Below are 25,678 nucleotides of genomic sequence, written 5' to 3'. Positions count from 1 at the left end.
ACGTCGCCGGATCAGCCGGCGTTCTCACCCTGCTGCCCGGAACCGCCGGCGGTGGTCGACTCCCCGGCCGAGCCCAGGCGCCGCCGCCTCCTGCGGCGCGGAGCGCCCCCACCCGAGGGTTGGTCGGCTGAGCCGGTCTCCTTCACGGCCTGCGACTCCTTGCTCTGCGGGCCGTTCTCACCGCCCACGGCGACGCCACCCCGGGTGCGCCGGCGCTTCCTGCGGCTCGGCGCGGGCCGGTCGGCAGAGCCCTCGGACGTCCGCTCGGCGTTGGCGGCCGCGCGGTCACCGCCGCGACCCCGGGTGGCGGTCCCACCCCGGCGCCGACGGTTCCGGCCGGCCCGCTCGTTGCGGTCGAGGTCCTCCACCGGCTCGGCGTCCAGACCCGGCCTCGTGCGGCGGCCCAGGGGGAGGCGACCGGAGGCGTCACGCGGGATGCCGATGTCCTCGAAGAGGTGGTCGGAGGTGGAGTAGGTCTCCACCGGTTCCGGGCGGCCCAGGTCGAGCGCGTCGTTGATCAGCTTCCAGCGGGGTTCCTCGTCCCAGTCGACGAGGGTGACGGCCACACCCTCGCGGCCGGCGCGGCCCGTCCGGCCGATGCGGTGCACGTAGGTCTTCTCGTCCTCCGGGCACTGGTAGTTGATGACGTGGGTGACACCCGCCACGTCGATTCCCCGGGCCGCGACGTCGGTGGCCACCAGGATGTCGACCTTGCCGGCCCGGAACGCGCGGAGGGCCTGCTCCCGCGCGCCCTGCCCCAGGTCGCCGTGCACGGCGGCGGAGGCGAACCCGCGCTCGGCGAGCTCGTCCGAGATCTTCTGCGCGGTGCGCTTCGTCCGCGTGAAGATCATGCTCAGCCCCCGGTCCTCGGCCTGGAGCACCCGGGCGATCAGCTCGGTCTTGTCGAGGGCGTGCGCCCGGTACACGAACTGCTTCGTCCGTTCGTGCACCGCACCCGCGTCGACCTCCTCGGCCCGGACGTGGGTCGGCTGGCGCAGGAACGTCCTGGCCAGGGTGACGATCGGACCGGGCATGGTCGCCGAGAACAGCATCGTCTGCCGCTCGCCCGGGACCATGCTGAGGATGCGTTCGACATCGGGCAGGAAGCCCAGGTCGAGCATCTCGTCGGCCTCGTCGAGGACCAGCCCTCGGATCTTGCCGAGGACGAGGTGGCGCTGTTCCGCGAGGTCCAGGAGCCGCCCGGGGGTGCCCACCACGATGTCGACGCCGGCCCGCAGCGCCGCGATCTGCGGCTCGTAGGGGCGGCCGCCGTACACGGCCAGCGTCCGCACCCCGAGGTGCTGGGCGGCGTCGGTGATGTCCCTGGTCACCTGGGTGCAGAGCTCCCGGGTGGGAACGACGATCAGCGCCTGCGGCGTCCCGTCACCGGGCAGCTCGGCCCGCTGGAGCATCGGCACGCCGAAGGCCAGGGTCTTCCCGGTCCCCGTCCTGGCCTGGCCGATGACGTCGTCGCCGGCCAGCGCCAGTGGCAGCGTGAGCTGCTGGATCGGGAAGGCGTGGGTGATGCCCGCCTCGTCGAGCGCCTGGGTGATCGCGGGCAGCACCCCCAGTTCGGCGAACGTGGGTGCCGCCGGCTCGGGTGGCGCCGACGCGTGCAGGGGGTGGGGCGCCGGCTGGGCGTTCTCGGCGCCGGTCTCGCTGTGGTCGATCCGCACCTCGTCGGGGGAACCGGTCTCAGCGGAGGCCGAGGGCCCCGGTGTGTCGGTGTCGTTGTTCGTTGTCAGAGTGATCGCCTCTCTCGTACCAGCGCGCACGGCTGTGGCAGGGCGCTCGACCACGGTCACGACACGTGAGCGACGTGCTCGTCGGTGTCCGGCGCGGGAGGGCCGAGGTTTCAGTGCGCGCACTCTGTGCACATGGCGGCGTGGCCGCCACAGTTCGGGTGTGCATCCGGTAGCACCGCCGCTCGTGAACGCCGCCGCGCGAGGGACCGGCTGGCTGGCGGTGCGCGATGACCGGCACATGCATCACCGTCAGGTTACCCCGAGAGGGCAACCAACCCCAGTACGCCGGACCCGAGTCCTGGTCGCGTCGCTCACAGGGCCGCCCTCCGGGGGCCGCGGACCGCCGCGCGGGTGGGAAAGCGGGGACCCCGCGACTAGGCTCCGCGACCATGACCACGTCTGATCGGCCCGCCCCCGAGCAGGGGGACGTCCGCACCGACCGAGGACCCGACGCCACCCCGGTAGCGGACGGGGTCGTCGACCTGCTGGGGGTGCTGGCCTACGGGGAACTGTCGGCCTTCGACCGGTTGGCCGAGGACGCCAGAACCGCGCCGACGTTGGCGGGACGGGCGGCGCTCGCGAACATGGCCGCCGCGGAGATGGGGCACTACCGGCGCCTGGAGGAGCACCTGGGGACGGTGGGCGTCCCCATCGAGGACGCGATGCGGCCCTTCGCGAAGCCCTTCGACGACTTCCACACCTCCACGGCCCCCCGGTCCTGGCTGGAGTCCCTGGTCAAGGCCTACGTGGGTGACGGCCTCGCCGCCGACTTCTACCGCGAGGTGGCGAACTGGCTCGACCCCCGCACCCGGGACCTCGTCCTGGAGGTGCTGGCCGACACCGGGTACTCGGCCTTCGCGGAACGCGAGGTCCGGGCGGCCTGCGAAGGGGACCGGTCGCTGCGCGACCGCCTCACCCTCTGGGCCCGCCGCCTGCTGGGGGAGGCCGTCACCCAGGCGCAGCGGGTGGCCGCCGAGCGGGACGGGCTCACGGAGCTGGTCATCCGGGGGTCGGGGGACCTGGCGGGCATCGGTGCGTTGCTGCGACGTCTCCAGACCACCCACACCAAGCGGATGGGAGCGTTGGGCCTGGGGTGAGGCCTGGCCGCGACGCCCGGCGCCAGCCGGGGTCCAGGGGGTGGTCGTGGCCCTGGCCGCGAGGCGGGAACAGCGGGGCCGCCGGCCCGACCCGGCCGCCCTCCCGACGAACGGGTGCGCGCCGGGCGGACCGCGAATTCCATTAGCCTGACCCGGTTGGTTCAGGATCGACGACCGGAGGTCGGCGTGGAGGTCAAGATCGGTGTGGCGGACAGCTCACGAGAGCTCGTCCTCACCAGCTCGCAGACACCGGACGAGGTGGAGACGGCGGTCAGCGACGCGCTGAGCGGCGAGCAGAAGCTGCTGAGCCTGGTCGATGACAAGGGGCGTCGCTTCGTCGTACCGACCGCGCGGGTCGCCTACGTCGAGATCGGCCCCGCGGACACCAGGCGGGTCGGGTTCGGCATCGCCTGATCTCGGCCGGGCCGCGTCCCAGCTCGGGGCGCGGCCCGCCCGCCGCCGGAGCGGATGAGCTGGCGACCCCCGGTGGATGTCAGGGGTGCTGGAGGGGGAAGCCGCTGATGCCGCGCCAGGCGAGGCTGGCGATCAGCTCGATCGCCTCCTCCTGGGGGACGAGCCGGTTCCTCGTCAGCCAGTAGCGCGCGGTCACCTGGCTCAGCCCCACCAGGCCCATCGCGACGAGGCTCGCGCGTTCCGGATCGAGACCGGCGTCGGCGGTGACGGCCTCGGCGATCAGCTCGACGCAGCGGGACATCGCGTGGTCGATGGTCTGCTCCACGGCCGCCTCGCCCCGGAGATCCGACTCGAAGACCAACCGGAACGACCCGTCCTCCGCGTTCACGAAGTCGAAGTACGCGGCCACGGCCGCGTGCACCCGGAGCTTGTTGTCCGTCGTCGACTCGATCGCCGTGTTCACACGGCTGACCATGTCCTCCACCTTCTGCTGGAGCAGGGCGAGGTAGAGCTCCAACTTGCCGGGGAAGTGCTGGTAGAGGACGGGTTTGCTGACGCCGGCCCTGTCGGCGATCTCGTCCATCGCCGCGGCGTGGTACCCGTTGGCGACGAACACGTCCTGCGCGGAGGCGAGGAGCTGCGCCCGCCTCTCCGTGCGGGGCAACCGGACCCCGCGGCCCGCCTGCTCCGCGGATTCGCGCGTGGTTTCCGTCATGTCTTCTCGCCTCCAGCATGTCCCGCACACCGTGCGGTGGTCCTGGCTCCGCCAGTTGCCTGACCTTACTCGCTGGTAGTCGCAGTTGTGCGGCACGGCTGCGGACGGGGCGTCACCTGTCCGAGTGGGCGGCACCCGTTCGGGCGGACTCGGTGGCGCTGCCGCCCCAGCGTTCCCTTGGCATCCTGGACGTATGACGGTGCCGACGTGGGGGGCGCTGAGCGCCCGGGTGCGGAGCCAGTTCACGGCGGCCTGGGCGCAGCTCGGCCGGTGGCAGGGTGACCGGCACCGGGAGGCGACCGCCGGTCGGGTCGACGGCCGCCGGCCCGACCCGAGGAGGTCACTGACCTGGGTGCCCATGTTCACCGGGGAGGTGCCCGCCATCGACCACCGGCGACCGCCCTGGCCAGGGCGGCAGGTCGAGGTGGGGCGCGGCCGCGTGCACGTGCGGGAGACCCCGAGCACCTCCACCGAGGAGGCGGCACCCGTCGTGTGCGTGCACGGGCTGGCCGGTTCCGCCACCAACTGGACCGATCTCGCCGGTGTGCTCGCCGTCCGGCACCCGACCCTCGCCGTGGACCTCCCCGGATTCGGCCGTTCGGAACCCCCGGCCCACTTCGGGTACGGCCTCGACGAGCACGCCGACTTCCTCGCCGAGAGCCTGCGGCGGCTCGCCGGCGGGCCGGCCCACCTCGTGGGCAACTCCTTCGGCGGACTGGTGTGCGCCGAGGTCGCCGCCCGCTGGCCCGAGCTGGTCAGCACCCTGACCCTGGTGTCACCGGCGGTGCCCGACCTGAGGCCGAACCCGGGGCGGCTCACCGAGCCCCGCTACCCCCTGACCTTCCTCCCGCTCCTCGGCCCGAGGGTGCGGCGCGCGCTGGCCAGGGTGCCCCCGGCGCGGCGCGCCGAGCAGCTGCGCCGGTTGTGCTTCGCCAGGCCGGAACTCGTGCCCACCCACCGGCTCGCCGAGCTCGCCGACGAGCTCGCGGAACTCGGCCGCAACCCCTGGGCCGGTGTCGCCATGGGGGAGACCTCGCTCAACATGGTCAGGAGCTGGTTGGCCTCGGGCGCGCGTTCGCCGTGGCGGGTGCTTCGCCGGGTGCCAGCCCCGGCGCTGGTGGTCTGGGGTGCGGAGGACCGCCTGGTCAGCGTCCGCAAGGCCACGCGTACGGCGTTGGCGCTCCCGAGGGCTCGGCTGCTCGTGCTCCCCAGGACCGGGCACGTCGCGCAGATGGAACAGCCGATGGCGGTGGGTCGAGCGGTCCTCGGGATGATCGACGCCCTGGCCGAGGACCAGTGGGAGCCCGACGGTGGGAATTCACCCACATCGACCGCCGACACCAGGGTAGGAGGAAATGTTCTCGGTGCCTGATGTGGCACGCTTTGCGGCGTGGCACCGATGAACCCCGACGCCGGTGGTCCCGGCCGCCCCCGGCCCACCTCCCGAGGATCGGACAATCGGAGGCCGGCGCGGCGGCGCCCCAGCGAGAAGCGCTACCAGCGGGACTCGAGGCGGACCACGGGAGAACCGCTTGCCGCCTCCTGGGCCCCGGAGGCCGGAGCGCGGGACGAGGACCAGGCGGACTCGCCGAGGACCGTCGACGGTGGCGAGGGGAGCTCCTCAGGTCGTACCCGGTCCCGCCGGGCACCGAGCTGGCGGGTGTACGCCCTGCCCGTGCTGCTCGTCCTGACCATCATCGTCGCGGTCGACGTGGCCAGGACCCCGGGTGAGGACGCCGAGCACACGGCGGAGGAGGCCCCGAACTCCGACGCCACCGGAGGAGCGGGCGGCACCCCGGGCACGGAACCGGCGGAGCCCAGCGTCAGCTTCGACGCCAACCCGTCCTTCGACCCGGACGTCATCTCGGCGGAACTCCCGAACGGCGGCCCCTTCCCGACGACGGGCGCGGGGACCTACGACATCGTGCCGGGGCGTTCCGAGCCGGTGGGGGAGGGGGACTCCCTCCACCGCTACACCGTGGAGTACGAGGTCGGCTTCGACGTCCCCCTCGACGTGGAGGCCTACGCCAACACGGTGGAGGCCACCCTCTCCGACCCCCGCAGTTGGATCGGCAGCGAAGCCATCTCGGTGCAACGGGTGGACACCGTCGAGGAGGCCGACTTCCGGGTCATCCTGATCTCCCAGGCGCACGCCAAGCTCAAGTGCGGGGGCGGCGTCGACTTCGAGGCGTCGTGCCGCCGCCCCGAGGGGGTGTTCCTCAACGCCGCCCGCTGGGTGCGCGGGGGCCGCGCCTTCGAGGGCGCGATGGCCCAGTACCAGGCGTACCTGATCAACCACGAGGTCGGCCACTACTTCGGACACGGCCACGTCCCGTGCGACATCGACGGCGGCCTCGCGCCGGTGATGATGCAGCAGAGCTGGAGCACGAGCAACGACGAGCTGCACGAGCTGATCGAGGGAACCGGGCAGGGCGGCCAGGCCATCCCGGCGGACGGCAAGGTGTGCAAGCCCAACGGCTGGCCGCACCCGACGGTCGAGTGACCACGGCCGCCGGTGTCCGTGGTGTCCCCCGGCGTCCGCATGGCATGGACGGAGGCGGAGCCACCGCCCGGTACCCCGGTGCCGTCCACTGGTTGGGACGGGAATTCCGGTGGCCTGTCCGCGCGTTCCCCGGGAGAGGCACACTGTGCCGGTCTCGCCGGTGACGAGGAGGACAGCCAATGCCAGGGGCGACGCTACCGCCGCTTGTCGAACCCGCCGAGGAACTGACCAGGGAGGAGGTCGCCCGCTACAGCAGGCACCTGATCATCCCGGACGTCGGGATGGAGGGGCAGAAGCGGCTCAAGAACGCCAGGGTGCTGGTGATCGGGGCCGGTGGCCTGGGTAGCCCAGCGCTGCTGTACCTGGCCGCGGCCGGGGTGGGCACGCTCGGCATCGTCGACTTCGACGAGGTCGACGAGTCCAATCTGCAACGGCAGATCATCCACGGCCAGTCCGACCTCGGCAAGCCCAAGGCCGAGTCGGCCCGCGAGTCGATCGCGGAGACCAACCCCTTCGTCACGGTGAACGTCCACCGCGTCCGCCTGGACTCCAGCAACGCGCTGGACATCTTCCGCGAGTACGACCTCATCCTGGACGGCACCGACAACTTCGCGACCCGCTACCTGGTCAACGACGCGGCCGTCCTGCTCGGCAAGCCCTACGTGTGGGGTTCGATCTTCCGGTTCGAGGGGCAGGTCAGCGTCTTCTGGGCGGAGCACGGACCCCAGTACCGCGATCTCTACCCGGAACCGCCGCCCCCCGGGATGGTCCCGTCCTGCGCCGAGGGCGGCGTCCTCGGCGTCCTGTGCGCCTCGATCGGCTCGGTGATGGTGACCGAGGCGATCAAGCTGATCACCGGGGTGGGCGAGACCCTGCTGGGACGCCTGATGGTGTACGACGCCCTGGAGATGAGCTACCGGACGATCCGGATCCGGCGCGACCCCAACGCCGAGCCGGTCACCGAGCTGATCGACTACGACTCCTTCTGCGGAGTCGTCCCGGAGGACGCCCAGCAGGCGGCGGCCGACCACACGATCACGCCCAGGGAGCTCAAGGAGAAGTTCGACCGGGGCGAGAAGTTCAGCCTCGTCGATGTCCGGGAGCCCCACGAGTACGAGATCGTCCGCATCCCCGGTTCGGTGCTGATCCCCAAGGACCGCATCCTGTCCGGCGAGGCCCTCTCGGAACTGCCGCAGGACCAGCCCATCGTCCTGCACTGCAAGTCCGGGATGCGGTCCGCGGAGGCACTGGCCGCGTTGCACCGGGCTGGTTTCTCCGACGCCAGCCACGTCGGGGGAGGCGTGCTCGGCTGGGCCAGGGACGTGGACCCCGGTCTGCCGACGTACTGACCACCCGGCCGGGGGCGACGACCGGCGCCCACGCCGGGCGGACCTGGGTTTCTACCGCGTCCCGGGCCACCCACGGTAGCGTGCCTACCCGTGAGTGTGACCCCCGAGCCGCCGCCGTTGCACGTGCGTGCGGCGTTCGGTGCCAGGGATGACGAGCCGGAACCACTGGATCCGGCCGGCGTGTGGCGGTGCGGTGAGATCGTCCTCAGACCGGTGTCCAACCCGGCCGAGGCGGCGTGGGCGGCCACCATCCTCGGGGCACTGCACCCGGACGACCTGCGGCTCTCCCGGTCCGTTCGGTCCTCGGACGGGCGGTGGGTCGTGTCCGGCTGGGCGGCGTCCCGGTTCCTGACCGGGCAGCCGGAGGCCCGCCACGACGAGGTCGTCGCCGTCTCCCTCCGGTTGCACGACGCCACCGCCGGGCTCGCTCGGCCCCGGTTCCTCGACGAACGCCGTGACGTCTTCTCGGTCGCGGACCGGATGGCGTGGGGCGAGGAGGAGACCACCCTCGACCCGGACCGGGGCGGGCGGCTGTTCGAGGTGCTGCTGGGGTCCCGACGCCATTCCCGGCTCCGGGCGCAGGTGGTGCACGGCGACCTGTTCGGCAACGTGCTGTTCAGCCGGGACTCCTCGCCGGGCGTCATCGACTTCACGCCCTACTGGCGGCCGGCCGAGTGGGCCGCCGCGGTCGTGGTGGTCGACGGGCTCGCCTGGGGAGGAGCGGATCCTGGCCTGATCCGCAGGTGGTCCCACCTGCCCGAGTGGGAGCAGTCCCTGTTGCACGCCCTGTTGTTCAGGCTCGCGGTCAACGCCCTGCACCCGAGGTCCACGCCTCAGTCGCTCGCCGGGCTGGAACGAGCCACCCAGCTGGTGCTCGAGGTCCTCTGAGGACGCGCGGCCGGAGCCGCGCTCAGACCCGGGGGCGCACGCGTCCCAGACCCGCCAGCACCGGCACCGGGCACTCCTGGCTCACCTCGTCGAGGGGTGTGTCCGGCCGCCAGTCCTGCACGGGCACCACTCCGGGCGGTACCAGGTCGAGCCGATCCCAGAGGGCGTGCACGGCGGCCGCCGTCCGCAGCACCACCGGCGCCCAGGCCCCACTCGACCGGCTCCCGTCTCCGGGCCATCCCTCGCTGGTGGGATGGGCCAGCGCCAGGTAGCTGCCGTCGACCATGCGGTCCAGGTAGCCGTCGAGCACCTCCCCGATCGGTTCCGGCACGGCGGGCAGCGCGTCGGACAACAGGACGCCCAGGGGTTCGTCCGGGTCGATCACCGCCCGTGACTCCGCGTGGTCGAGCACCAGGGCCGGCGACCGGAGGTCGGTGAGGATGGCGGCGGTGTGCGGCACGAGCCGGACCATGTGCCTGGCGTGCGCCACCGTCATCGGGTCGTTGTCCACGTAGACCACCCGTGCGGGCCGGCCGCTGGCGGCGGCGATCTCGTGCACGCTGCCCACGCCGGGCAGCCCCGCGCCGAGGTCGAGGAACTGGCGCACACCCCGGCGGAGGAGGTACCGCACCGCGCGTCCCAGGAAGGAGCGGGTCTGGTGGATCGCCTGCCGGATGCCCGGGATCTCCGACTCGAGCACGTCCGCGGCCTCCCGGTCGACGGCGAAGCTGTGCGCTCCCCCGAGCAGGTGGTCGACGACGCGGGCCAGACCTGGAGCACCGAGATCAACTCGTGCCAGGTCAGGGCCATCCGAGTCCATCCAACACCCCAGTCAGCCGAACGTTGACGACGCAACCGCCGAAATCCTAGGCGGCTCACCCGCTCAGGTGAAATTTTCGATCTTCACGTGAGCGGGGTGCGCGGCGGGGTGCGCCCAGGGGTCGGAACCGGGGACGACCCCCTGTTCAGCGGGCCGAGGAGAGACGAGGATGGGCCGATGGCGCAGGACCACCGCCCGCTGCTCGGGCTGACCGTGGGGGTGACGGCGGCCCGCCGGGCCGAGGAACTGGGCGGGCTGCTGGAGCGCCGAGGAGCCCGCGTGGTGTACGGGCCGGCGATCCGCAGCGTCGCCCTCGCCGACGACGACCGGCTCGCGGCCGCGACGGATGCGGTGCTCGCCGCCCCGGTGGACCTGGTGGTGGCGATCACCGGTGTGGGTTTCCGGGGCTGGCTGGACACCGCCGAGGGCCGAGGGCGGCGCGAGGGCCTGTTGGGCCGGCTCGGAGCCGCCGAGGTGCTGGCCCGCGGGCCGAAGGCACGCGGCGCCGTCCGGGGGGCCGGCCTGCCCGATCCGTGGACGGCCGGCTCCGAGACGGTCGCCGAGGTCCTCGACGAGCTCCTCCGCCGGGACCTCGACGGTCGGCGGATCGCCGTTCAGGAGCAGGGGGAGCCGATGACCGAGTTCTGCGAGGCACTCCGTCGTCGGGGCGCCGAGGTCATCCCGGTCGGTGTCTACCGGTGGACCGACCCGGAGGACGTCGGCCCCCTCGACTCGCTGATCGACGCGGTGGCCCGGGCCGAGGTCCACGCCCTGACCTTCACCAGTGCCCCGGCCGCCACCAACCTGCTCCGCCGGGCCGAGCGGACCGGCAGGGGCGAGCCGCTCCGCCGAGCGCTGCGCACCTCGTGCCTCGTGGCCTGCGTGGGTCCGGTCACCGCGGCACCCCTCGAACGGGAGGGGCTGCCCGTCCGCACCCCGGACCGGCCCAGGACCGGGGCGCTCGCGCGCCAGCTGGAACGGGAACTCCCGACGTTCGTCGCCGCGACGGGCGCCGGTTGATACCGCCGCGCGCCCGGCGGCCCGGCGCCTCGCCCGGACACGACACCGAACGGGTGGGGGAGAGCCCCGTCAGTCCCGGGGCCCCCGTCAGTCCCGGAGTCCGGTCAGTCCCAGAGCCCCGACTGGCCCGGGGGCGCCGGCCGCCACCGGTACTGGCGCATGTCCACCCGCCGGTCCCGGGCGGCGACGCCCTCGGCCCGCAGCCGCTCGAGCTGACGACCGGCGAGGTGGGAGGCGACGGTCCCGTCCGAACGCAGCACGCGGTGCCACGGCAGGTCCGCGCCGTCCTCGGCCAGGATCCGTCCCACCAGCCTCGGGGAGGGCGCACCCGCGAGCTCGGCCACATCGCCGTAACCGAGCACGCGTCCGGCGGGGATCGACCGGACCACCTCGCGGACCCGCTCCACCAGTTCGTCGTTCACCCGGTCTGCCTACCACAGGGGCCGGCGCCGCCATCGGGGCAGGAACTCCGGACGGCGGCGCCCGGACCACGTCACGCGCCCGACACGCCGACGCGGGTGTCACCGGCGTCGGGGTGTCGTGGTTGCATCGGGGTATGAGCGCGCCAGCAGCCTCCCTGGTCCGTGCCCGCCGGCACGACGGCACGCCGCACCGGTGGGACCAGGCGGCGCTGCGGGTCCTCCACCACGGATCCGGCCTGCTCCGCGTGCTGGGCGGACCGGGCACCGGGAAGACCACCTTGCTCGCCGAGGCCGCCGCCCACCGGATCCTGTCCGGGAGCGATCCGGAAAGCGTGCTGGTGCTGACCTCGGGGCGGCGGGCCGCCTCGGAGTTGCGGACCCGGATCACCGGCCTGGTCGCGTCCCGGTCCGGGCAGGCGGGTTCGCCGGTGACGGTGCGGGAGCCGATGGTGCGCACCGTCCACTCCTACGCCTTCGGCATCCTGCGTCGTGAGGCGCTCCTCGTCGGTGCCCCACCGCCTCGGTTGCTGTCGGGCCCCGACCAGGACGCGGTGATCCGTGACCTGCTCGCCGGCGATGTGGGCGCCGGAGCGACGAACTGGCCGGCGCACCTCCGGCCGGCGCTGCTGCTCCCCGGCTTCGCGGCCGAACTCCGCGACCTGCTGCTGCGCGCCGCCGAACGCGGCCTCGGCCCCGAGGACCTGGCCGAGCTGGGGGAACGGCACGGCGTTCGGGAGTGGGTCGCGGCCGGGCGGTTCGGGGAGCAGTACGAACAGGTGAACCTGCTGCGCGCCGCGTCGGGGAGCGCGTCGCCGCAGGCGGCACCGGCGATGGACGCGGCGGAACTCGTCTCCAGCGCCCTGGGCGCGCTGGGGGCGGACGAGGAACTCCTCGCGACCGAACGGGCCAGGGTTCACCACCTGTTCGTCGATGACGCCCAGCACCTGGACCCGCTCCAGTACCGCCTCGTCCGGGAGGTGGGTGACGGCGCGCGGGAGCTCGTGCTGGCCGGCGACCCCGACCAGACGGTCTTCTCGTTCCGAGGCGCCGATCCCCGCGGACTGCTGGACGCGGACCCGGACGGGCGACGCACCACCGTCCTCACCACCGACCACCGGATGGCTCCCGCCGTCCGGGAGGCGGTGCGCAGACTGGCGGCGAGGCTCCCCGGTACCGGGCCGCAGCGCGACCTGCGCGGGCCCGCCGAGGCGGACACCGACGGCGGGGGCGATCAGGAGGTCCCCGCCCGCGAGGCGACCGACGGTGCACCGCGCGCGTCCCGCACCTCACCGGCGCCGTCGCGGGCACCCTCCGGGACCGACACCGACACCGACACCGGGAGCGTGCGGGTCCGGGTGCTGGGCACCGCCGCGCAGGAGGCCACCTGGATCGCGGACGAGTTCCGGCGGGCACACCTCCTTGACGGCGTCCCGTGGTCCAGCATGGCCGTCGTGGTGCGCTCGGCCACCCGAGCGCTGCCCGTGCTGCGGCGCTCACTCGCCGCCGCCGGGGTTCCGTTGGCCATGTCCGCCAGTGAGGTCCCCCTCGCCCAACAGCACGCGGTCCGCCCCCTCGTCGAGGTGCTGCGCTGCGCCGGTGACCCCGACGCGCTCACCGAGGACACGGCCACGTACCTGCTGGGATCGCAGCTGGGCGGAGCCGACCCGCTGACGATGAAGCGGGTCCGACGTGAACTGCGCCGGCTCGCCACCGCCGCCGGGGTGGAACGGCCCTCGGGCGAACTCCTCGTCGAGGCGCTTCTCGACCGGGACTCCCTGGTCGGGCTGGACGAGCGCACCTCGGCCCCGGTCCACGCCGTCGCCGAGGTGCTGGGCGCGGCCAGGACGGCGGTCGCCGACGGGGCCAACGTCGAGGAGGCGCTGTGGCGGGCCTGGGAGGCGAGCGGGCTGCAGGAACGGTGGCTCGCCTGGTCCCGCCGGTCCGGTCCGGTGGGGGCCCAGGCCGACCGGGACCTCGACGCCGTCCTGGCCCTCTTCGACGCCGCCGCGCGCTTCACCCACCGCAGCGTCGGCAAGGGGCCGGCCGCGTTCGCGGAGGAGCTGATCGACCAGCAGATCGTCGGCGACTCCCTCGCGCCCACCGCGCCGACGGGGGAGGCGGTGAGCGTGCTCACCGCGCACGCCGCAGCCGGGAGGGAGTGGACGGTGGTCGCCGTCCCCGGCGTGCAGGAGGGGACCTGGCCGGACCTCCGGCAGCGGGGCTCGCTCCTGCGCGTCGAACGGCTCGTCGACCTCCTGGCCGGGCTGCCCCTCGACGTCCCGGTGTCCCCCACCGCCCCCCTGTTGGCCGAGGAACGTCGGTTGCTGCTGCTGGCGGCGAGCCGGGCGACCCGCACCCTGCTCGTCAGCGCGGTGCGGGGGGAGGACCAGCAACCCTCCCGGTTCCTCGACGAGGTGGACGGGACGGACACCGACGCGGACCAGGAGGGGAAGCGCCAGCTGTTCCGGCCTCCCCGCGGCCTCGGACTGGCCGAACTCGTCGCCGAACTCCGGAGCGTGGTCTGCGCTCCGGTAGCGGAGGACGAGGACCCGGACCGGCGTGACCGGGCGGCGGCCGCCCTCGCCGAACTCGCCGTGGCCGGGGTCCCCGGAGCGGACCCCGCCTCCTGGTACGGGCTCGGAGCACCCTCCACGGACGACCCGTTGTGGCCCGACGGCGAGGCGCTGCGCGTCTCCCCCTCCACCGTGGACGTCCTGACCCGGTGCCCGTTGCGCTGGGTGGTGGAACGCCACGGGGGGCAGGACGAGGCGCAGCTGGCCTCGGTGACGGGAACCCTGGTGCACGCCCTGGTCGAACGGGCGGCGACGGGGGCCACGCCGGACGAGTTGCGGGCGGAGCTGGACCGGGCCTGGGAGTCGGTCGACGCGGGCGCGCCCTGGTTTTCCCGACGTGAACGCCGCCGGGTCGAGGCGATGCTCGACTCGTTCCTGGCCTGGTTCACCAGCAGCCGCGCCGAACTCACGCAGGTGGCGGTGGAACACCCGATGGACCTCAAGATCCCCCCGGAACGACCGGGCGGGGCGTGGCTGCTCGTCCGGGGCCGGGTCGACCGGCTCGACGTCGACGCCGACGGCCGTCCCGTCGTGGTGGACATCAAGACCGCTCGGGCCGCCGTCACCGCGAAGGCGGCCGAGGAGCATCCGCAGTTGGCCGTCTACCAGCTCGCGGCGGCCCTGGGTGCCTTCAGCGAGTTCGGCGCGGCGGACGACGACGAGACCGGGGGACGCGTCGTCCCCCCCGGTGGCGCGCGCCTGCTCTACGTGGCCAAACCGGACGCCAGATCCGGCTCCGCGACGGAACGGACCCAGCGACCGCTGGACGACGAGGGCGTCCGCCAGTGGCTGGGCACCGTCCGCGCGGCCGGGGAGGCCAGCCGTGGCCCGCGCTACGACGTCAACGAGAGCGAGGACTGCGACCGGTGCCCCGCGCGGTTCAGCTGTCCCCTCCACCCCTCCGGCCGCCAGGTCGGGGAGTGACGGCACCCCGTCCCGCGCTGGGGCGGGTGCCCGCGAGACGGGGAGTCGGCGTGAGGAGCTCGCGCCCGGGGTCCAGAATCGGGCTATGACGGTCACGGCGGAACGCGGCAGCGACCTGATCGGACCGGTGGAGCTGGCCCGCGAACTCGGGCTGGCCGTTCCCACCCCCGAACAGGTCGCCGTCATCGCGGCCCCGGTCGAACCCGCCCTGGTGATCGCCGGTGCCGGGGCCGGGAAGACGGAGACGATGGCCGCGAGGGTGGTGTGGCTCGTCGCCAACGGCATCGTCGCCCCGGAGCGCGTCCTCGGGCTGACCTTCACCCGGAAGGCCGCCGGACAGCTGGGTGACCGGGTGCGGGCCCGGCTGCGGCGGTTGGCCGCCTCGCCGCTGCTGGACCGCCTCGACCCGGGCGGGCAACGCAGGGCCGCGCTCCTGGCCTGCGACCCGACGGTCCTCACCTACCACGCCTACGCCGGGAGGCTGGTCGCCGAGCACGGTCTGCGGGTCCCGGTCGAACCGGGAGCCCGTCCGCTCACCGAGACCGCGGCCTGGCAGCTCGCGCACCGGGTCGTCTCCACCTGGACGGAGGACATCGACACCGACAAGGTCCCCGCGACCATCACCAACCTGGTGCTGGACCTGTCGGGAGAACTCGCCGAGCACCTCGTGGACCCCGACGACCTCGTCCGCTGGACGACCCGCTTCCTGGACGCGGTGGAGAACGCCCCGCGCGCGGCGCGGCAACGCGCCGGACTGCCCAAGGACCTCCAGCGGATCCTGGCCACCCAACGGCTCCGGGTCGCCCTGCTGCCCCTGCTCGCCGACTACGCCCGCCGGAAGCGGCGGGCGGGTGCCGTCGACTTCGCCGACCAGATGTCGCTGGCGGCGCGCCTGGCCACCGACCACCCGGAGGTCGTCTCCGGCGAGCGGTCGAGGTTCGGCGCCGTCCTGCTCGACGAGTACCAGGACACCGGGCACGCCCAGCGCGTCCTGTTGCGAGCGCTGTTCGGCGGGGCGGCCCCGATGCCGGTGACCGCCGTGGGGGACCCGGTCCAGGCGATCTACGGGTGGCGGGGGGCGAGCGCCGCGAACCTGCCCAGGTTCGCCAGCGACTTCCCCCGCCTCGACCAGCACGGCGGGGCAGGCCCCGCGCGGCAGCACCACCTGCTCACCAGTTTCCGCAACCCGCCCGAGGTGCTCGACCTCGCCAACGCGATCTCCGAGCCCCTGCGGGGCGGCGCGTCGAGTGCCGAGCCCGGGAACGGGACCGACGCGGACGGGGCGGTCCCGGCGCTGCGGGTCCCCCGGCTGCGCCCCCGCGCCGACGCCGGTCCCGGTGCCGTCAGCGTCGCCCTCACCGAGGACGTCCGGGCCGAACGGGAGTGGGTGGCCAACCGGATCGGCGAGGAGTGGGAACGGTCGGTCGCCGAGACGGGGGCGCCGCCGACCGCCGCGGTGTTGGTGCGGCGGCGGGCCGACATGGCCGGGATCGCAGCGGCGTTGCGCGCTCGGGGGCTTCCGGTCGAGGTGGTGGGCCTGGGCGGTCTGCTGGACGAACCCGAGGTGCGCGAACTGGTGAGCGCGCTGCGCGTCCTGGTCGACCCCCTCGCGGGGACCTCGGCGGCGCGGCTGCTCACCGGATCGCGGTGGCGGCTGGGCGCTGCCGACCTGGCCGCCCTGTGGCGGCGCGCGCGCTCCCTTGGTGGGGAACAGGCGACGGCCGGGACCGCGACGGCGTCCTCGGGCGCCGGGGCCGAGGACGGGTCCGACGGTTCCCGGCGGGAGGGGGACGCGGGGGACGGCGGCCCATCGCTGGTCGGCGCCGCGGAGTCGGCGGAGCGCACCGGGCTGGTGGACGCGGTCGACGATCCCGGACCGCCGGGTCAGTACTCGCGGGAGGGGTACCGGAGGATTCGCGGGTTCGGCTCGGAACTGGCGGCGCTGCGGCGCCGGCTGGACCAGCCGTTGCCCGACCTGGTCGCCGACGTGGAACGCACGTTGCTGCTCGACATCGAGGGGCTGGCCAGACTGGACCGGGCCGGCCGCGCCCACCTCGACGCCTTCGCCGGCGTGGTGGCCGAGTTCGCCTCCGCCAGCCCCTCGGCGACGCTCCCCTCGCTGATCGACTACCTCCGTACCGCCGAACACGCGGAGGACGGCCTGGAGCCAGGCGAGATCGAGGTCGCGGAGGACCGGGTGCAGGTCGTGACCGCGCACTCGGCCAAGGGGCTCGAGTGGGAGGTCGTCGCCGTGCCGCACCTCGTGCGCACGGTCTTCCCCGGCGCGAGGAGGTCCACGAGCTGGTTGGGTTCGGTGTCGGAGCTGCCCGCCGAGTTGCGCGGCGACGCGGCCGACCTCCCCCGGTTGGCGCTCGCGGGCTGTTCGGACCGCAAGCAGGTGGCTGAGGAGTTGGCGCGGCACGCGGAGGAGTTCGAGGAGCGCCGGCTCACCGAGGAACGCCGGCTCTGCTACGTCGCGCTGACGCGGTCGGAGCGGGTCCTGCTGGTGTCCGGGCACTGGTGGGGCGAGACCGGGGCTGCGCCCAGGGGCCCCTCGGAGTTCCTGGAGGAGGTGCTGGCCGCCGTCGTCGGTGACGGCCGGGCCGGCGGGGACTCGCCGGTGGGGGTGTACCCGGGCGGGCGCGTCGAGGGGTGGGCTCCCCCACCGGAGCGGGATGACGTCAACCCGCTCACCTCCGAGGGGCGGACCGACGTCTGGCCGAGTGACCCGCTCGGTGACCGCCGCCCGGTCGTGGCGGCGGGCGCGGAGCTGGTGCGCCGGAAGATGGGTTCGTTCAGGAGGGTGGGGCACGCCTCCACCGGGGAGGACGGGCGGGCCGGCCCTCCCGCGTCCCGGATCGACCCCGTCCACGACCCCGAGGGGTGGCACCGGGACGTCCGGGTGCTGCTCGCGGAGCGGGCCGCGGCCGGGACCCGCCGCGAGGAGGTGCGGCTGCCCGGGCAGTTGTCGGTCAGCCAGCTCGTCGAGCTGGCCGCCGACCCCGAGGAGCTGGCGGCCAGGCTGCGCCGACCGCTTCCCCGGAAGCCGGACCGGCACGCCCGGCGGGGCACGACCTTCCACGAGTGGTTGGAGCAGCGGTTCGGCGCGACCAGGCTGCTGGACGTGGACGACCTCCCGGGGGCCTCGGACGAGGAGCTGCTGGAGACGGGCCTGGAGGACCTCCAGGCGGCGTTCCTCGACAGCGACTGGGCCGCTCGTACGCCGGCCGAGGTCGAGGTCCCGTTCGAGACCACGGTCGACGGGGTGGTGGTGCGAGGGCGGATGGACGCCGTGTTCGCCGACGAGGATGGGGGGTGGACCGTCGTGGACTGGAAGACGGGGCGGGCGCCGGCTCCCGACCGGGTGCCGGCGCTGGCGGTCCAGCTCGCCGCGTACCGGCTCGCGTGGGCCGCGTTGACCGGTTCGCCACTGGATCGGGTTAGGGCGGCGTTCCACTTCGTACCCGAGAACAGGACCCTGCGACCTGCGGATCTGTTGGACGTTGACGGCCTCCGGGACCTGGTGCGCAAAATCCCTTCTTCGGGTGACACCTGATCGAGTGGCGGTCCTTGTACCCCGGGCGTTTCCTCGCGACGATGCCCGCGATGTCGGAAAATACGCACTGGAAGCTGGCCACGTCTCCCACGACGGAGGTCCAGGTCGCAGAGGATGTTGTGGCGCTCAAGGCGCCCCTGGTTCGTGTTGACCGGGACGAGGACGGCACCTGGTCGTTCTTCGGTCCCGGCAGTGACGAGACGTCCACCCGGTCCACCACCCTCGGCGGTGTGGTGGACGCGTGGCCGCACGTCGCAGGGCTCACTGATCTGAACAACGGCAGCTCGGCCGTGTGGCACTGGGCCCAGCACGGCTGGGCCGTGGGCGGCGGCTGCACCTGCGGTCAGTGCAGTGACCCGGTCGCGGCGGACCTCGACCGGCAGTCCTGGCCGGACGCGCTGCCGCCCAACCGGCCGGTGCTCGTCGAGCGCAGGGTGCTCTCCGGTGAGGTCCGGTTGTCCGATCTCCGGCAGGAGGACGGGAACCTGCTCGTCCTGGGGCCGGGTGAGCAACAGCGGACAGCGGAGGAGATGGTGGCCATCGCCATCGTCGATGTCGTCCGCCGGTGGCCGCACAGCATGCACGCGTTGCGCGCGCTCCAGGAGGGCCGGGGGATGGAGTGGAATCCCGAGGCGCTGAACTGGCAGGAGTACGAGCTGGTCCCGGCCTGATCGGCCTCGTGGCGGCGGTGGGGAGGACGGAGCGGGGGAGAGTTCCCCGCACCGACGTCCCCTTCCCTGTCGGGGGCTCCACCGCCCAGTTCCGTTACCCGTGCCGACGGTGTGGACGGGACGGACGCGGTATCCCTCCCGGGTTCCCGGGAGTGCCGAGGTGCCCGGGCCACGGCCCGGCGCACTGCCTGTCGATCCCACGACGGGCACCGTCAGGCACGGTCGACGAAGCCCGCGCCTCCCGGCGCCCCTCGGATCCCGAGAAGTGCCGCGCACCAGTGCCGACGGCCGGTGGTGGCCGCCCGCGCCCCAGCTCGGGTGACGTCGGCCGGGCGGCCCACCCAGGGCGGGCGACGGCGGTACCACTCGGCTTGCGCGTGGCCGGATCCGGTGGACGCCACCATCCCGCGGCGGTCGCCGCTCGACGGGACGGGCGCCTCGCCGCGGCAGGGGCCCGGATCCCAGGGCTGCTGACCGACACCGTGCGCCGCGTGGGCCGACGCGGCGAGCGGGACAGGTGGACGGCGTGCGACGCGGTCCCCGTTCCCATCACGGACCTGAGTTCGCCGGAAATCACCGCCGACCACCCGGGCGGAACACCGGGGATCCGGGAGGCGGGTGGGGGCTCCTCAGCGCGGGGGTGACAGCACGCTGGTCATGACCCGGTGGTAGAGCAGTTCGAGCAGCCAGCGTCCGAAGACCGAACCCCCGAACTCCTGGGACCTGTCCTCCGGGCTGATCGCGACGGAGGCGTCCCCCTCCTCGTCGATCGTGACGACGCCGATCCCGTAGAAGTCCAGCTCGACGAGCGGCCAGGGGTCGGAGGTCTGGCTGGACGGCAGCACGACGGCGCACGGGGCGAGCGTCATCAGCGTGCCGCAGGACCGCAACGCCCTGCCGGCCCGGGACTCCGTGACCAGGACCCCGACGAGGTCCACCGCGGGCACCGGGATCTGGTCGTGCAGTGTCGGCTCGAACCACGAACGGAACCAGGAAGGGTCGGGTTCCGGGGGCCAGCCGTTCTCCATCCGCCAGCGGTGCACGTCTTCGCGCACCCGTACCAGGGCGGAGACGCGCTGGCCGAGAACGGAAACCTCGGTGATGAGCTGACCGCGCCAACCGAGCGCAGTGGCAGCCTGCTGGAGTGACGGCACCCCTACATCTAATCACCTGTGCTGGCGATGTCGTTACAGCGCGTCTGAATCTTTATCCAACAGCGGCTCAACTCTTCATCGAACGAGGACAGGGAGCCACTCGAAATCGCTGGTACGCATTCTCCTCGACAGCGCTGCGCACATTCTCGACTACCCGGTAAATCCGTTCTTTCACCAGGTCGCGACGGGGTGTCCTGTCAGGACGGCGGCCGCGACCGCCCTACGGTGGTCGAGCGGAGATCCCGCCCGACGGCGCCGGTTCCCCGGCCGGCGCCCACTTCGGCGGGTCGACCACGACGGGATGCGAGAGGCCGTGAGGGCGAGCATGCGGGCCGCGTGGCGGGGAGTGAGGCGCCCGGAGCGGCTACTCGCCGCGAAACCGGACAATCTGGTCGGCATCATTCGAATGCCCCACGCCGGCGTGAGTCCGCTGCGGTCGATCGCTCGCCGCCTCGTCGTCGCACTCGCGGCACTGCTCGTCTCCGTGGCACTGGTCTACGTCGAGCGGGACGGCTACCTCGACTTCACCGGCGGTGGTCTGTCCCTGCTGGACTGCTTCTACTACGCGAGCGTGTCCCTGTCCACGACGGGGTACGGCGACATCGTGCCGGTCTCCCCAGGGGCGCGACTGGTGAACGTCGTCGTCATCACCCCGCTCCGCGTGCTCTTCCTCATCATTCTCGTCGGCACCACGCTGGAGGTCCTCACCGAGCGGTCCCGGCAGACCCTGAGAATCCAACGCTGGAGGTCGCGGGTGAAGGACCACGTCGTCATCATCGGATACGGGACCAAGGGCAGGTCCGCGATCGCGGCCCTGATGAACGACGGCGTCGACGTGTCGGAACTCGTCGTCGTCGACACCGACCCCCGGGTGCTGGAAAGCGCCGAGGCGCACGGGCTGGTGGCCGTGCACGGGTCCGGCACCCGGTCGGACGTGCTCCGCATGGCCGAGGTCCATCGAGCCCGGTCCGTCGTGATCGCGCCGGACCGCGACGACGCCGCCGTCCTGATGACCCTGACCACCCGCGAGCTCGCGCCCCACGCGCAGGTGGTGGTGGCGGTGCGCGAGTCCGAGAACGTCCACCTGCTCCGGCAGTCCGGTGCGGACTCCGTCGTGGTGTCCAGCGAGACCGCCGGCAGGCTGCTGGGCATGGCGACCCTGTCGCCCTCCCTGGTCGACCTCTTCGAGACGATCATCAGCTCCGACGCGGAGGTCGTGTTGGCCGAGAGAGCCCTCACCCCGGACGAGTACGGGCGGTCCCCCCGGGACATCACCGGACCGGTGCTCGCCGTCGTGCGCGACGCCGGACTGGTCCCCGTCGACTCGCCGGAGGCGGCGGTGCTCCGCCCCGCGGACCGGGTGATCTACCTGCGCGACGGCGGGTCGGGCCAGGCGCGGCCGCCCGGCGACGGCGGGCAGGGCTGAACACCGGGTCGACTCGGCCGACGGGACACACACCCGGCGCACACCGAGCGTCTGGAAGCATGGCACACCGTGGTGAGGCGTGGACCCGCTCGATGGGTGCTGGTGATGATCGCGATGGGCGTGCTCGGGCTTGCCGTCGTCTTCGCCGCCACGAGGATCCTCCCCCTCAACGCCGGGACCGGTGAACTCCGCGAGACGACCGCCACCGTCCTCGTCTCCGGGGAGTGCGCCGCCGACGAGAACGACAAGGTGATGTTCACCGTCGACGGCGAGCAGCACGTCGCGGACCTCGAAGCCTGCGGCCACCACGAGGAACGGGAACTCGACGTCGAGGTGGTGCGGCTCGGTTCCGGCCAGTACCGGGTCTGGCTCGCGGGGACCAGCCCCGCCGGAGTGGGGGAGACCAACGACCGGGTCTCGGCGGTCCTGCTCACCATCGCGGCGGTGGGCGGAGCCGGACTGGCCTTCCTGCTCCGGCAGACCACCCGCGACATCCGGCGGATGCGGGCCCGCCGCGCGGGCGGTGCCCCCCCGGCGCCCGGCCCCACCGGTCGCGGGAAGCGCGGGCTGGGCGCCGCTGGACAGGTACCGACCGCCCGCGCCGGCACGCCGGACGCCACCCAGGACCCACCCGGCGAGGACTCCGCGTACCGGGAGGGATGGGGGCTCGGGTCCGGCGCGAGCGGCCAGGACCCGCCCCGGTCCGACACCGGCGGTGCGCGCGATCCGGAGACCCCGCCGGTCGGGCTGGACGACCACCGAGGACAGGCGCCGGCGGGAACCGCCTTCTTCGCACCCGTGGACCACGAGCCGACACCGGCGGGGCCCAGCACCGGAACCGCCTTCTTCCCGCCCGTGGGCGCCGGCGAGTCGGACACCGGTGCTCGTGGTCAGGAGGGGACCGCGTTCTTCCCACCAGCCGACGGCGCCCGCCCGGAGGGACCGCCACCGGAGCCGCCTCCCGGCACGCCGAGGTGACACCACGCCTCCGCGCGTCGCCCCCACCGGGTTGGCTGGCCAGGGTGGCCGCGCTGCGTGATCCGGCTTCCCTCGACGGGCGCCCCGAACCCCGCCGCGCCCGTTCCCGGTGGGAAGGGGGGGCCGCGTCAGGGCGGTCGGATCAGCTGACCTGGCCGGACTCCACGGCCCACGTGTTGCACTCGAAGGTCAGGTTGATCTCGTAGCCGTGCCGCATCCACGCGCCGTTCCGCTCCGGGGCACCGTGGTCGCGGGACCCGTTCTGCGGCCAGTCCCCCCGGTTGGCGGCGTCGTTGAGCGCCGCCGTCGCGGTGTTGATGTCGACCACGCCGGTCCGGTTCATCGCCGCCATCAACATCCCGCCGAAGCAGGATGCCTGGAGTTCCATCCGTCGCGAGATCTCCAGCCCCGCCGCGGAGTCGACGCCCACCTCGTAGCGGTCGTCCCACGCGGCCTGCATGATCCCGGCCAACGCCTGGACGTGGTGGCCGTACTCGTGCGCGAAGACGCTCAGGTAGGGGCCGGGGGAGTCACCGAGCCGTTCCTGCTGCGCGTGCACCGCGGCGGCCATGTAGATGGTCTGGTTGCCGCTGCAGTAGTAGGAGGACTGCGCGGTGCCGCACGGCGTGTCCACGGGCCCGTTGATCACCACCAGCGCCGGTTCGGTGCTCGGGAGGTTCACGGCCTCCAGCGCGTGGGACCACGAGTCGACCGCGCAGGGCATGGCCGACCGGTAGTAGGTCTCCTGCCCCGCCGCGTCCGGGCTGAAGCCGGCCAGCTGGCAGGCGGTGGTGTCGGCGGCACGCAGACCGCCCGCGTGGATCGGGTTGTCGGCGAGCAGCAGCACCGGGTGAGGCGCGGGCGGGGGAGGCGGCGGCGCCTCCTCTGTCGGCTCGACCAGCGGGGTGTCCTCGGTCGGTTCGGGGCGTTCGGGGCGTTCGGGAGGGACCGGCAGGTCCCTCGGCGGCGGTGTCGGCGGTGGCGTGGGGACGACGAACTCGGTGCGGCGTTCCGAGGCCTCCTGGCCGGACCGGGGTCCGCTGCCGGACGAGGCGACGGCGACGACGGCGACGACGGTGGCACCCAGGCCGATGGCCAGCAGCCAGCCAGGCCACCCGTTACCTCCCCGGCCCGGGCGCTGGGGTAACGGGGCGTCGCTGTCGGCGAATCGGGCGCCGGTCGGCGGCGCCGGGCGGGCGCCGCGCAGGGGGTGGGTCGGCATCCGTGCCGCCGGCCTGGGTGGCGGCAGCGGCTGGCGTCCCGGCCCCGTCGGGCCGGCAACCGGCATCGCCCCCGCCCCACCAGCGGCGCGGCCCCCGTCCGCCGGTGGCCTCGCCACGCCCTGGGCCCGCTGGTCGGGCCGCGAGGGGTCCGCGCCCCGCTGCGCGGCGCGGGCCCCCCGGCCGGTCCCGGGACGGCCCAACGGTCGCGCCACCGGCGGGGGCGCGACGGGACGAGGCGGCGGCCAGGACCCGTCAGGCGGGTTCGGCTGCGACATATGACTGGTTCCCCCTGTACGCGCTCACGGTTGTCGGCGGTTGGCCACCGCCGACCGGTGCCGGTCCACCACGGCTCCGGGACCGTCCACGCGTCCGCGGAACGCACTTCCTCGAGGAGCGCTCCGGTGAACCGGCCCAGAGCATAGGTCGGCTCCGCTATTCTCCGCTGCCGTGTTGACTAACTGGGGGCTCACCGCGTCCGCCCTGATGTTGGCCGGTGCCGCCGGTCTCGGCGCGCCGGCGCCCGCCCAGGCGCCACCCGGGCTGCCGGGCACGGTGAGCGCCCAGGTCGACCTCCGGCTGGAGCGGGACGGATCGCTGATGGTCGTCGAGCACGTCCTCGTCCCGGACGGGATGTCCGCGTCGAGGGCGGTGCCGCTCCGACTGCCCTCGGGGGAGGGGCTGGACCGGGTCTTCGAGGTGCGTGACCCGGTGGCCGAGGGCGCGGCGACCCTGGTGCGGGAGGACGACGGGTTCGGCTACACGGCCGAACCGGGAGAGTCGACGGTGCGGTACACCGTGGACGGCGCCGTCGCCGACGCGGGGGCCGGTCAGGAGGCCTACTGGCGGCTCGGCGGGTGGGACGTCCCGGTCGACTCGGTCACGATCTCCTTCGTCTCCCCCACCCAGCCCCGCACCATCACCTGCCTGGCCGGGCCGCCAGGCACCAGCACGAACTGCACCGTGTCCCAACTGGACGTCGGGCAGCCCGCCAGCGCCCGGGAGATCGGGGTGGAGCCCGGTGACCGCATCGACCTCACCGTCGGCCTGGAACCCGGGACGACGCCGGCCACCGCGCGGTTCGAGGAGACCTTCGACCTGGCCAGGGCCTTCTCCCTCCACCCTGGCAGCGCCGCCGGCCTCGGTGTGGTGCTCGCCCTCACCCTCGGCGCGGTGGGGTGGCTGTTCCACGCGCGGCGCCGGGACGCCCTGGCCCTCGCGCGGGAGAGCGACCCGGTCGAGGTGCTGGTGGCCGAGGAGGGCGGTGGTGTCGGCTTCGCCAGCCCCGACGGGGTGCTGCCCGGGCAGGTGGGCACCGTCGTCGACGAGCACGTCGACGTCGTGGACGTCACCGCGACCGTGGTGGACCTCGCCGTCCGGAACTACCTGTGGATCGAGGAGCTGCACGTCGACGACGGCGTCCTCGACTGGCGGATCGTGCGCCGCAACGAGCCGGACGAGGCGCTGCACCCGTACGAGCTCGCCGTGTACGAGGCACTGCTCGGCGGTGGCGGTGACCGCGCACCCCTGCGGGAGGTCCGGCTCAGCGACTGGCGTCGGGGAGGTCAGCGCATCGACCTGGCCCGCGTGCGGGACGAGCTGTACGACGACGTCGTCCGCCAGCACTGGTTCTCCGTGCGGCCCGACCGGGCCCGCAACCGGTGGTGGTGGGCCGGTGCCGCCCTCTCCACCGCCGGGGTCGCCGCGACGGCGGTCCTGGTCTTCACCACCGACCTCGCGCTGGTCGGTTTGGGCGTGCTCGCCGCCGGCGTCGTGGTCACGGCGCTCTCCCGGTGGATCCCCTCCCGGACCCGGCGCGGTCGCGACCTGGTCGCGCAGGTCCGGGGGCTGCGGCAGTACCTGGACACCGTTCCGGTCAGCACCGTCCCGCCCGAGGACCGCGAGGTGGTGTTCTCCCGTTCGCTGCCCTACGCGGTGGTGCTCGGCGAGACCGACCGGTGGCTCACCGAGTTCGCGTCGGTGGACGTCGACGCCGACGGCACCCCGGGCCTGTACTGGTACGGCGAGGACCTGGGGGAGGACCGCCACGTGACCCCGGAGCTCGACCGGTTCGCGACCCACTTCCCGAGCTTCCTCGCCGAGCTGGACGGGGTGCTCGCCGAGTCGGGGCACCTCAGGTCGCTGCGGTGAACGGACCGGCCACCGGTGCTGCGCCGCGACCGGTCGGCAACACGCCGTAGCG

19 protein-coding genes are annotated in these 25,678 nt (G+C 73.8%); 13 read left to right on the top strand and 6 right to left on the bottom strand.

All coding sequences use genetic code 11. From position 1 onward, the window contains the following. Nucleotides 1–11: 11 nt before the first annotated feature. A complete protein-coding gene (locus C1701_RS07325; RefSeq protein ID WP_035291288.1) occupies nucleotides 12–1,676 on the bottom strand; it encodes a DEAD/DEAH box helicase in 1,665 nt (554 codons plus the stop codon). 458 nt (nucleotides 1,677–2,134) lie between these two features. Between C1701_RS07325 and C1701_RS07320 the strand changes: the two genes are divergently transcribed. Together C1701_RS07320 and C1701_RS07315 are read left to right on the top strand one after the other, a co-directional pair. Continuing rightward, on the top strand, nucleotides 2,135–2,842 hold the full coding sequence (locus C1701_RS07320) for a ferritin-like fold-containing protein (protein WP_026417271.1): 708 nt from the start codon (nucleotides 2,135–2,137) through the stop codon (nucleotides 2,840–2,842). A gap of 186 nt (nucleotides 2,843–3,028) precedes the next feature. Further along, the gene (locus C1701_RS07315; RefSeq protein WP_026417270.1) at nucleotides 3,029–3,256 is read left to right on the top strand and encodes a DUF3107 domain-containing protein; all 228 of its coding nucleotides are present in this window, start codon (nucleotides 3,029–3,031) and stop codon (nucleotides 3,254–3,256) included. A gap of 79 nt (nucleotides 3,257–3,335) precedes the next feature. Here the strand turns inward: C1701_RS07315 and C1701_RS07310 are convergent, their stop codons facing one another. After that, complete coding sequence (locus C1701_RS07310; RefSeq protein WP_026417269.1) at nucleotides 3,336–3,971, bottom strand: TetR/AcrR family transcriptional regulator; 636 nt, start codon at nucleotides 3,969–3,971, stop codon at nucleotides 3,336–3,338. Between the two features lie 193 nt (nucleotides 3,972–4,164). Here C1701_RS07310 and C1701_RS07305 point away from each other — a divergent pair, with 193 nt between their 5' ends. The 4 genes from C1701_RS07305 to C1701_RS07290 all read left to right on the top strand — a co-directional run bounded on the left by C1701_RS07305 (nucleotide 4,165) and on the right by C1701_RS07290 (nucleotide 8,711). Further along, nucleotides 4,165–5,343, top strand: a complete 1,179-nt coding sequence (locus C1701_RS07305) for an alpha/beta fold hydrolase (protein ID WP_026417268.1) — start codon at nucleotides 4,165–4,167, stop codon at nucleotides 5,341–5,343. A gap of 27 nt (nucleotides 5,344–5,370) precedes the next feature. Continuing rightward, entirely contained in the window at nucleotides 5,371–6,474 is a 1,104-nt protein-coding gene (locus tag C1701_RS07300; protein ID WP_051712631.1) for a DUF3152 domain-containing protein, read from the top strand. A gap of 179 nt (nucleotides 6,475–6,653) precedes the next feature. Then, a complete protein-coding gene (gene moeZ, locus C1701_RS07295) occupies nucleotides 6,654–7,823 on the top strand; it encodes an adenylyltransferase/sulfurtransferase MoeZ (protein WP_026417267.1) in 1,170 nt (389 codons plus the stop codon). Between the two features lie 90 nt (nucleotides 7,824–7,913). After that, complete coding sequence (locus C1701_RS07290; RefSeq protein ID WP_211237449.1) at nucleotides 7,914–8,711, top strand: TIGR02569 family protein; 798 nt, start codon at nucleotides 7,914–7,916, stop codon at nucleotides 8,709–8,711. Between the two features lie 22 nt (nucleotides 8,712–8,733). On the opposite strand, the gene C1701_RS07285 is transcribed toward C1701_RS07290, so the two are convergent. Then, complete coding sequence (locus C1701_RS07285) at nucleotides 8,734–9,531, bottom strand: SAM-dependent methyltransferase (protein ID WP_103055725.1); 798 nt, start codon at nucleotides 9,529–9,531, stop codon at nucleotides 8,734–8,736. 177 nt (nucleotides 9,532–9,708) lie between these two features. Here C1701_RS07285 and C1701_RS07280 point away from each other — a divergent pair, with 177 nt between their 5' ends. Then, complete coding sequence (locus C1701_RS07280) at nucleotides 9,709–10,551, top strand: uroporphyrinogen-III synthase (protein ID WP_026417264.1); 843 nt, start codon at nucleotides 9,709–9,711, stop codon at nucleotides 10,549–10,551. 104 nt (nucleotides 10,552–10,655) lie between these two features. On the opposite strand, the gene C1701_RS07275 is transcribed toward C1701_RS07280, so the two are convergent. After that, complete coding sequence (locus C1701_RS07275; protein WP_026417263.1) at nucleotides 10,656–10,973, bottom strand: MGMT family protein; 318 nt, start codon at nucleotides 10,971–10,973, stop codon at nucleotides 10,656–10,658. Between the two features lie 134 nt (nucleotides 10,974–11,107). Here C1701_RS07275 and C1701_RS07270 point away from each other — a divergent pair, with 134 nt between their 5' ends. From C1701_RS07270 to C1701_RS07260, 3 genes are all read left to right on the top strand, one after another. Further along, nucleotides 11,108–14,470 (top strand): ATP-dependent helicase, encoded by a 3,363-nt coding sequence (locus tag C1701_RS07270; RefSeq protein WP_030146998.1) that lies wholly within the window; start codon nucleotides 11,108–11,110, stop codon nucleotides 14,468–14,470. 85 nt (nucleotides 14,471–14,555) lie between these two features. After that, nucleotides 14,556–18,026, top strand: coding sequence for an ATP-dependent helicase (locus C1701_RS07265; protein WP_337662180.1), 3,471 nt, complete (start codon nucleotides 14,556–14,558; stop codon nucleotides 18,024–18,026). Between the two features lie 50 nt (nucleotides 18,027–18,076). Then, nucleotides 18,077–18,697, top strand: coding sequence for a hypothetical protein (locus tag C1701_RS07260; protein ID WP_026417260.1), 621 nt, complete (start codon nucleotides 18,077–18,079; stop codon nucleotides 18,695–18,697). A gap of 629 nt (nucleotides 18,698–19,326) precedes the next feature. On the opposite strand, the gene C1701_RS07250 is transcribed toward C1701_RS07260, so the two are convergent. Then, nucleotides 19,327–19,851, bottom strand: a complete 525-nt coding sequence (locus C1701_RS07250; protein WP_026417258.1) for a hypothetical protein — start codon at nucleotides 19,849–19,851, stop codon at nucleotides 19,327–19,329. A gap of 325 nt (nucleotides 19,852–20,176) precedes the next feature. Here C1701_RS07250 and C1701_RS07245 point away from each other — a divergent pair, with 325 nt between their 5' ends. After that, nucleotides 20,177–21,277 (top strand): potassium channel family protein, encoded by a 1,101-nt coding sequence (locus C1701_RS07245; RefSeq protein WP_026417257.1) that lies wholly within the window; start codon nucleotides 20,177–20,179, stop codon nucleotides 21,275–21,277. Nucleotides 21,278–21,346: 69 nt separating this feature from the next. Next, a complete protein-coding gene (locus C1701_RS07240) occupies nucleotides 21,347–22,255 on the top strand; it encodes a hypothetical protein (protein WP_337662179.1) in 909 nt (302 codons plus the stop codon). Nucleotides 22,256–22,397: 142 nt separating this feature from the next. Here C1701_RS07240 and C1701_RS07235 read toward each other — a convergent pair whose 3' ends face one another. After that, the gene (locus C1701_RS07235) at nucleotides 22,398–23,477 is read right to left on the bottom strand and encodes a neutral zinc metallopeptidase (protein WP_051712629.1); all 1,080 of its coding nucleotides are present in this window, start codon (nucleotides 23,475–23,477) and stop codon (nucleotides 22,398–22,400) included. 448 nt (nucleotides 23,478–23,925) lie between these two features. Between C1701_RS07235 and C1701_RS07230 the strand changes: the two genes are divergently transcribed. Continuing rightward, nucleotides 23,926–25,626 (top strand): DUF2207 family protein, encoded by a 1,701-nt coding sequence (locus tag C1701_RS07230; RefSeq protein WP_026417256.1) that lies wholly within the window; start codon nucleotides 23,926–23,928, stop codon nucleotides 25,624–25,626. Nucleotides 25,627–25,678: the final 52 nt, after the last annotated feature.

The organism is Actinoalloteichus sp. AHMU CJ021, assembly GCF_002895405.1.
Lineage (GTDB): Bacteria > Actinomycetota > Actinomycetes > Mycobacteriales > Pseudonocardiaceae > Actinoalloteichus_B > Actinoalloteichus_B caeruleus.
Note: the sequence above shows the minus strand (reverse complement) of the source record. Positions and strands in the feature narration are given on the sequence as shown.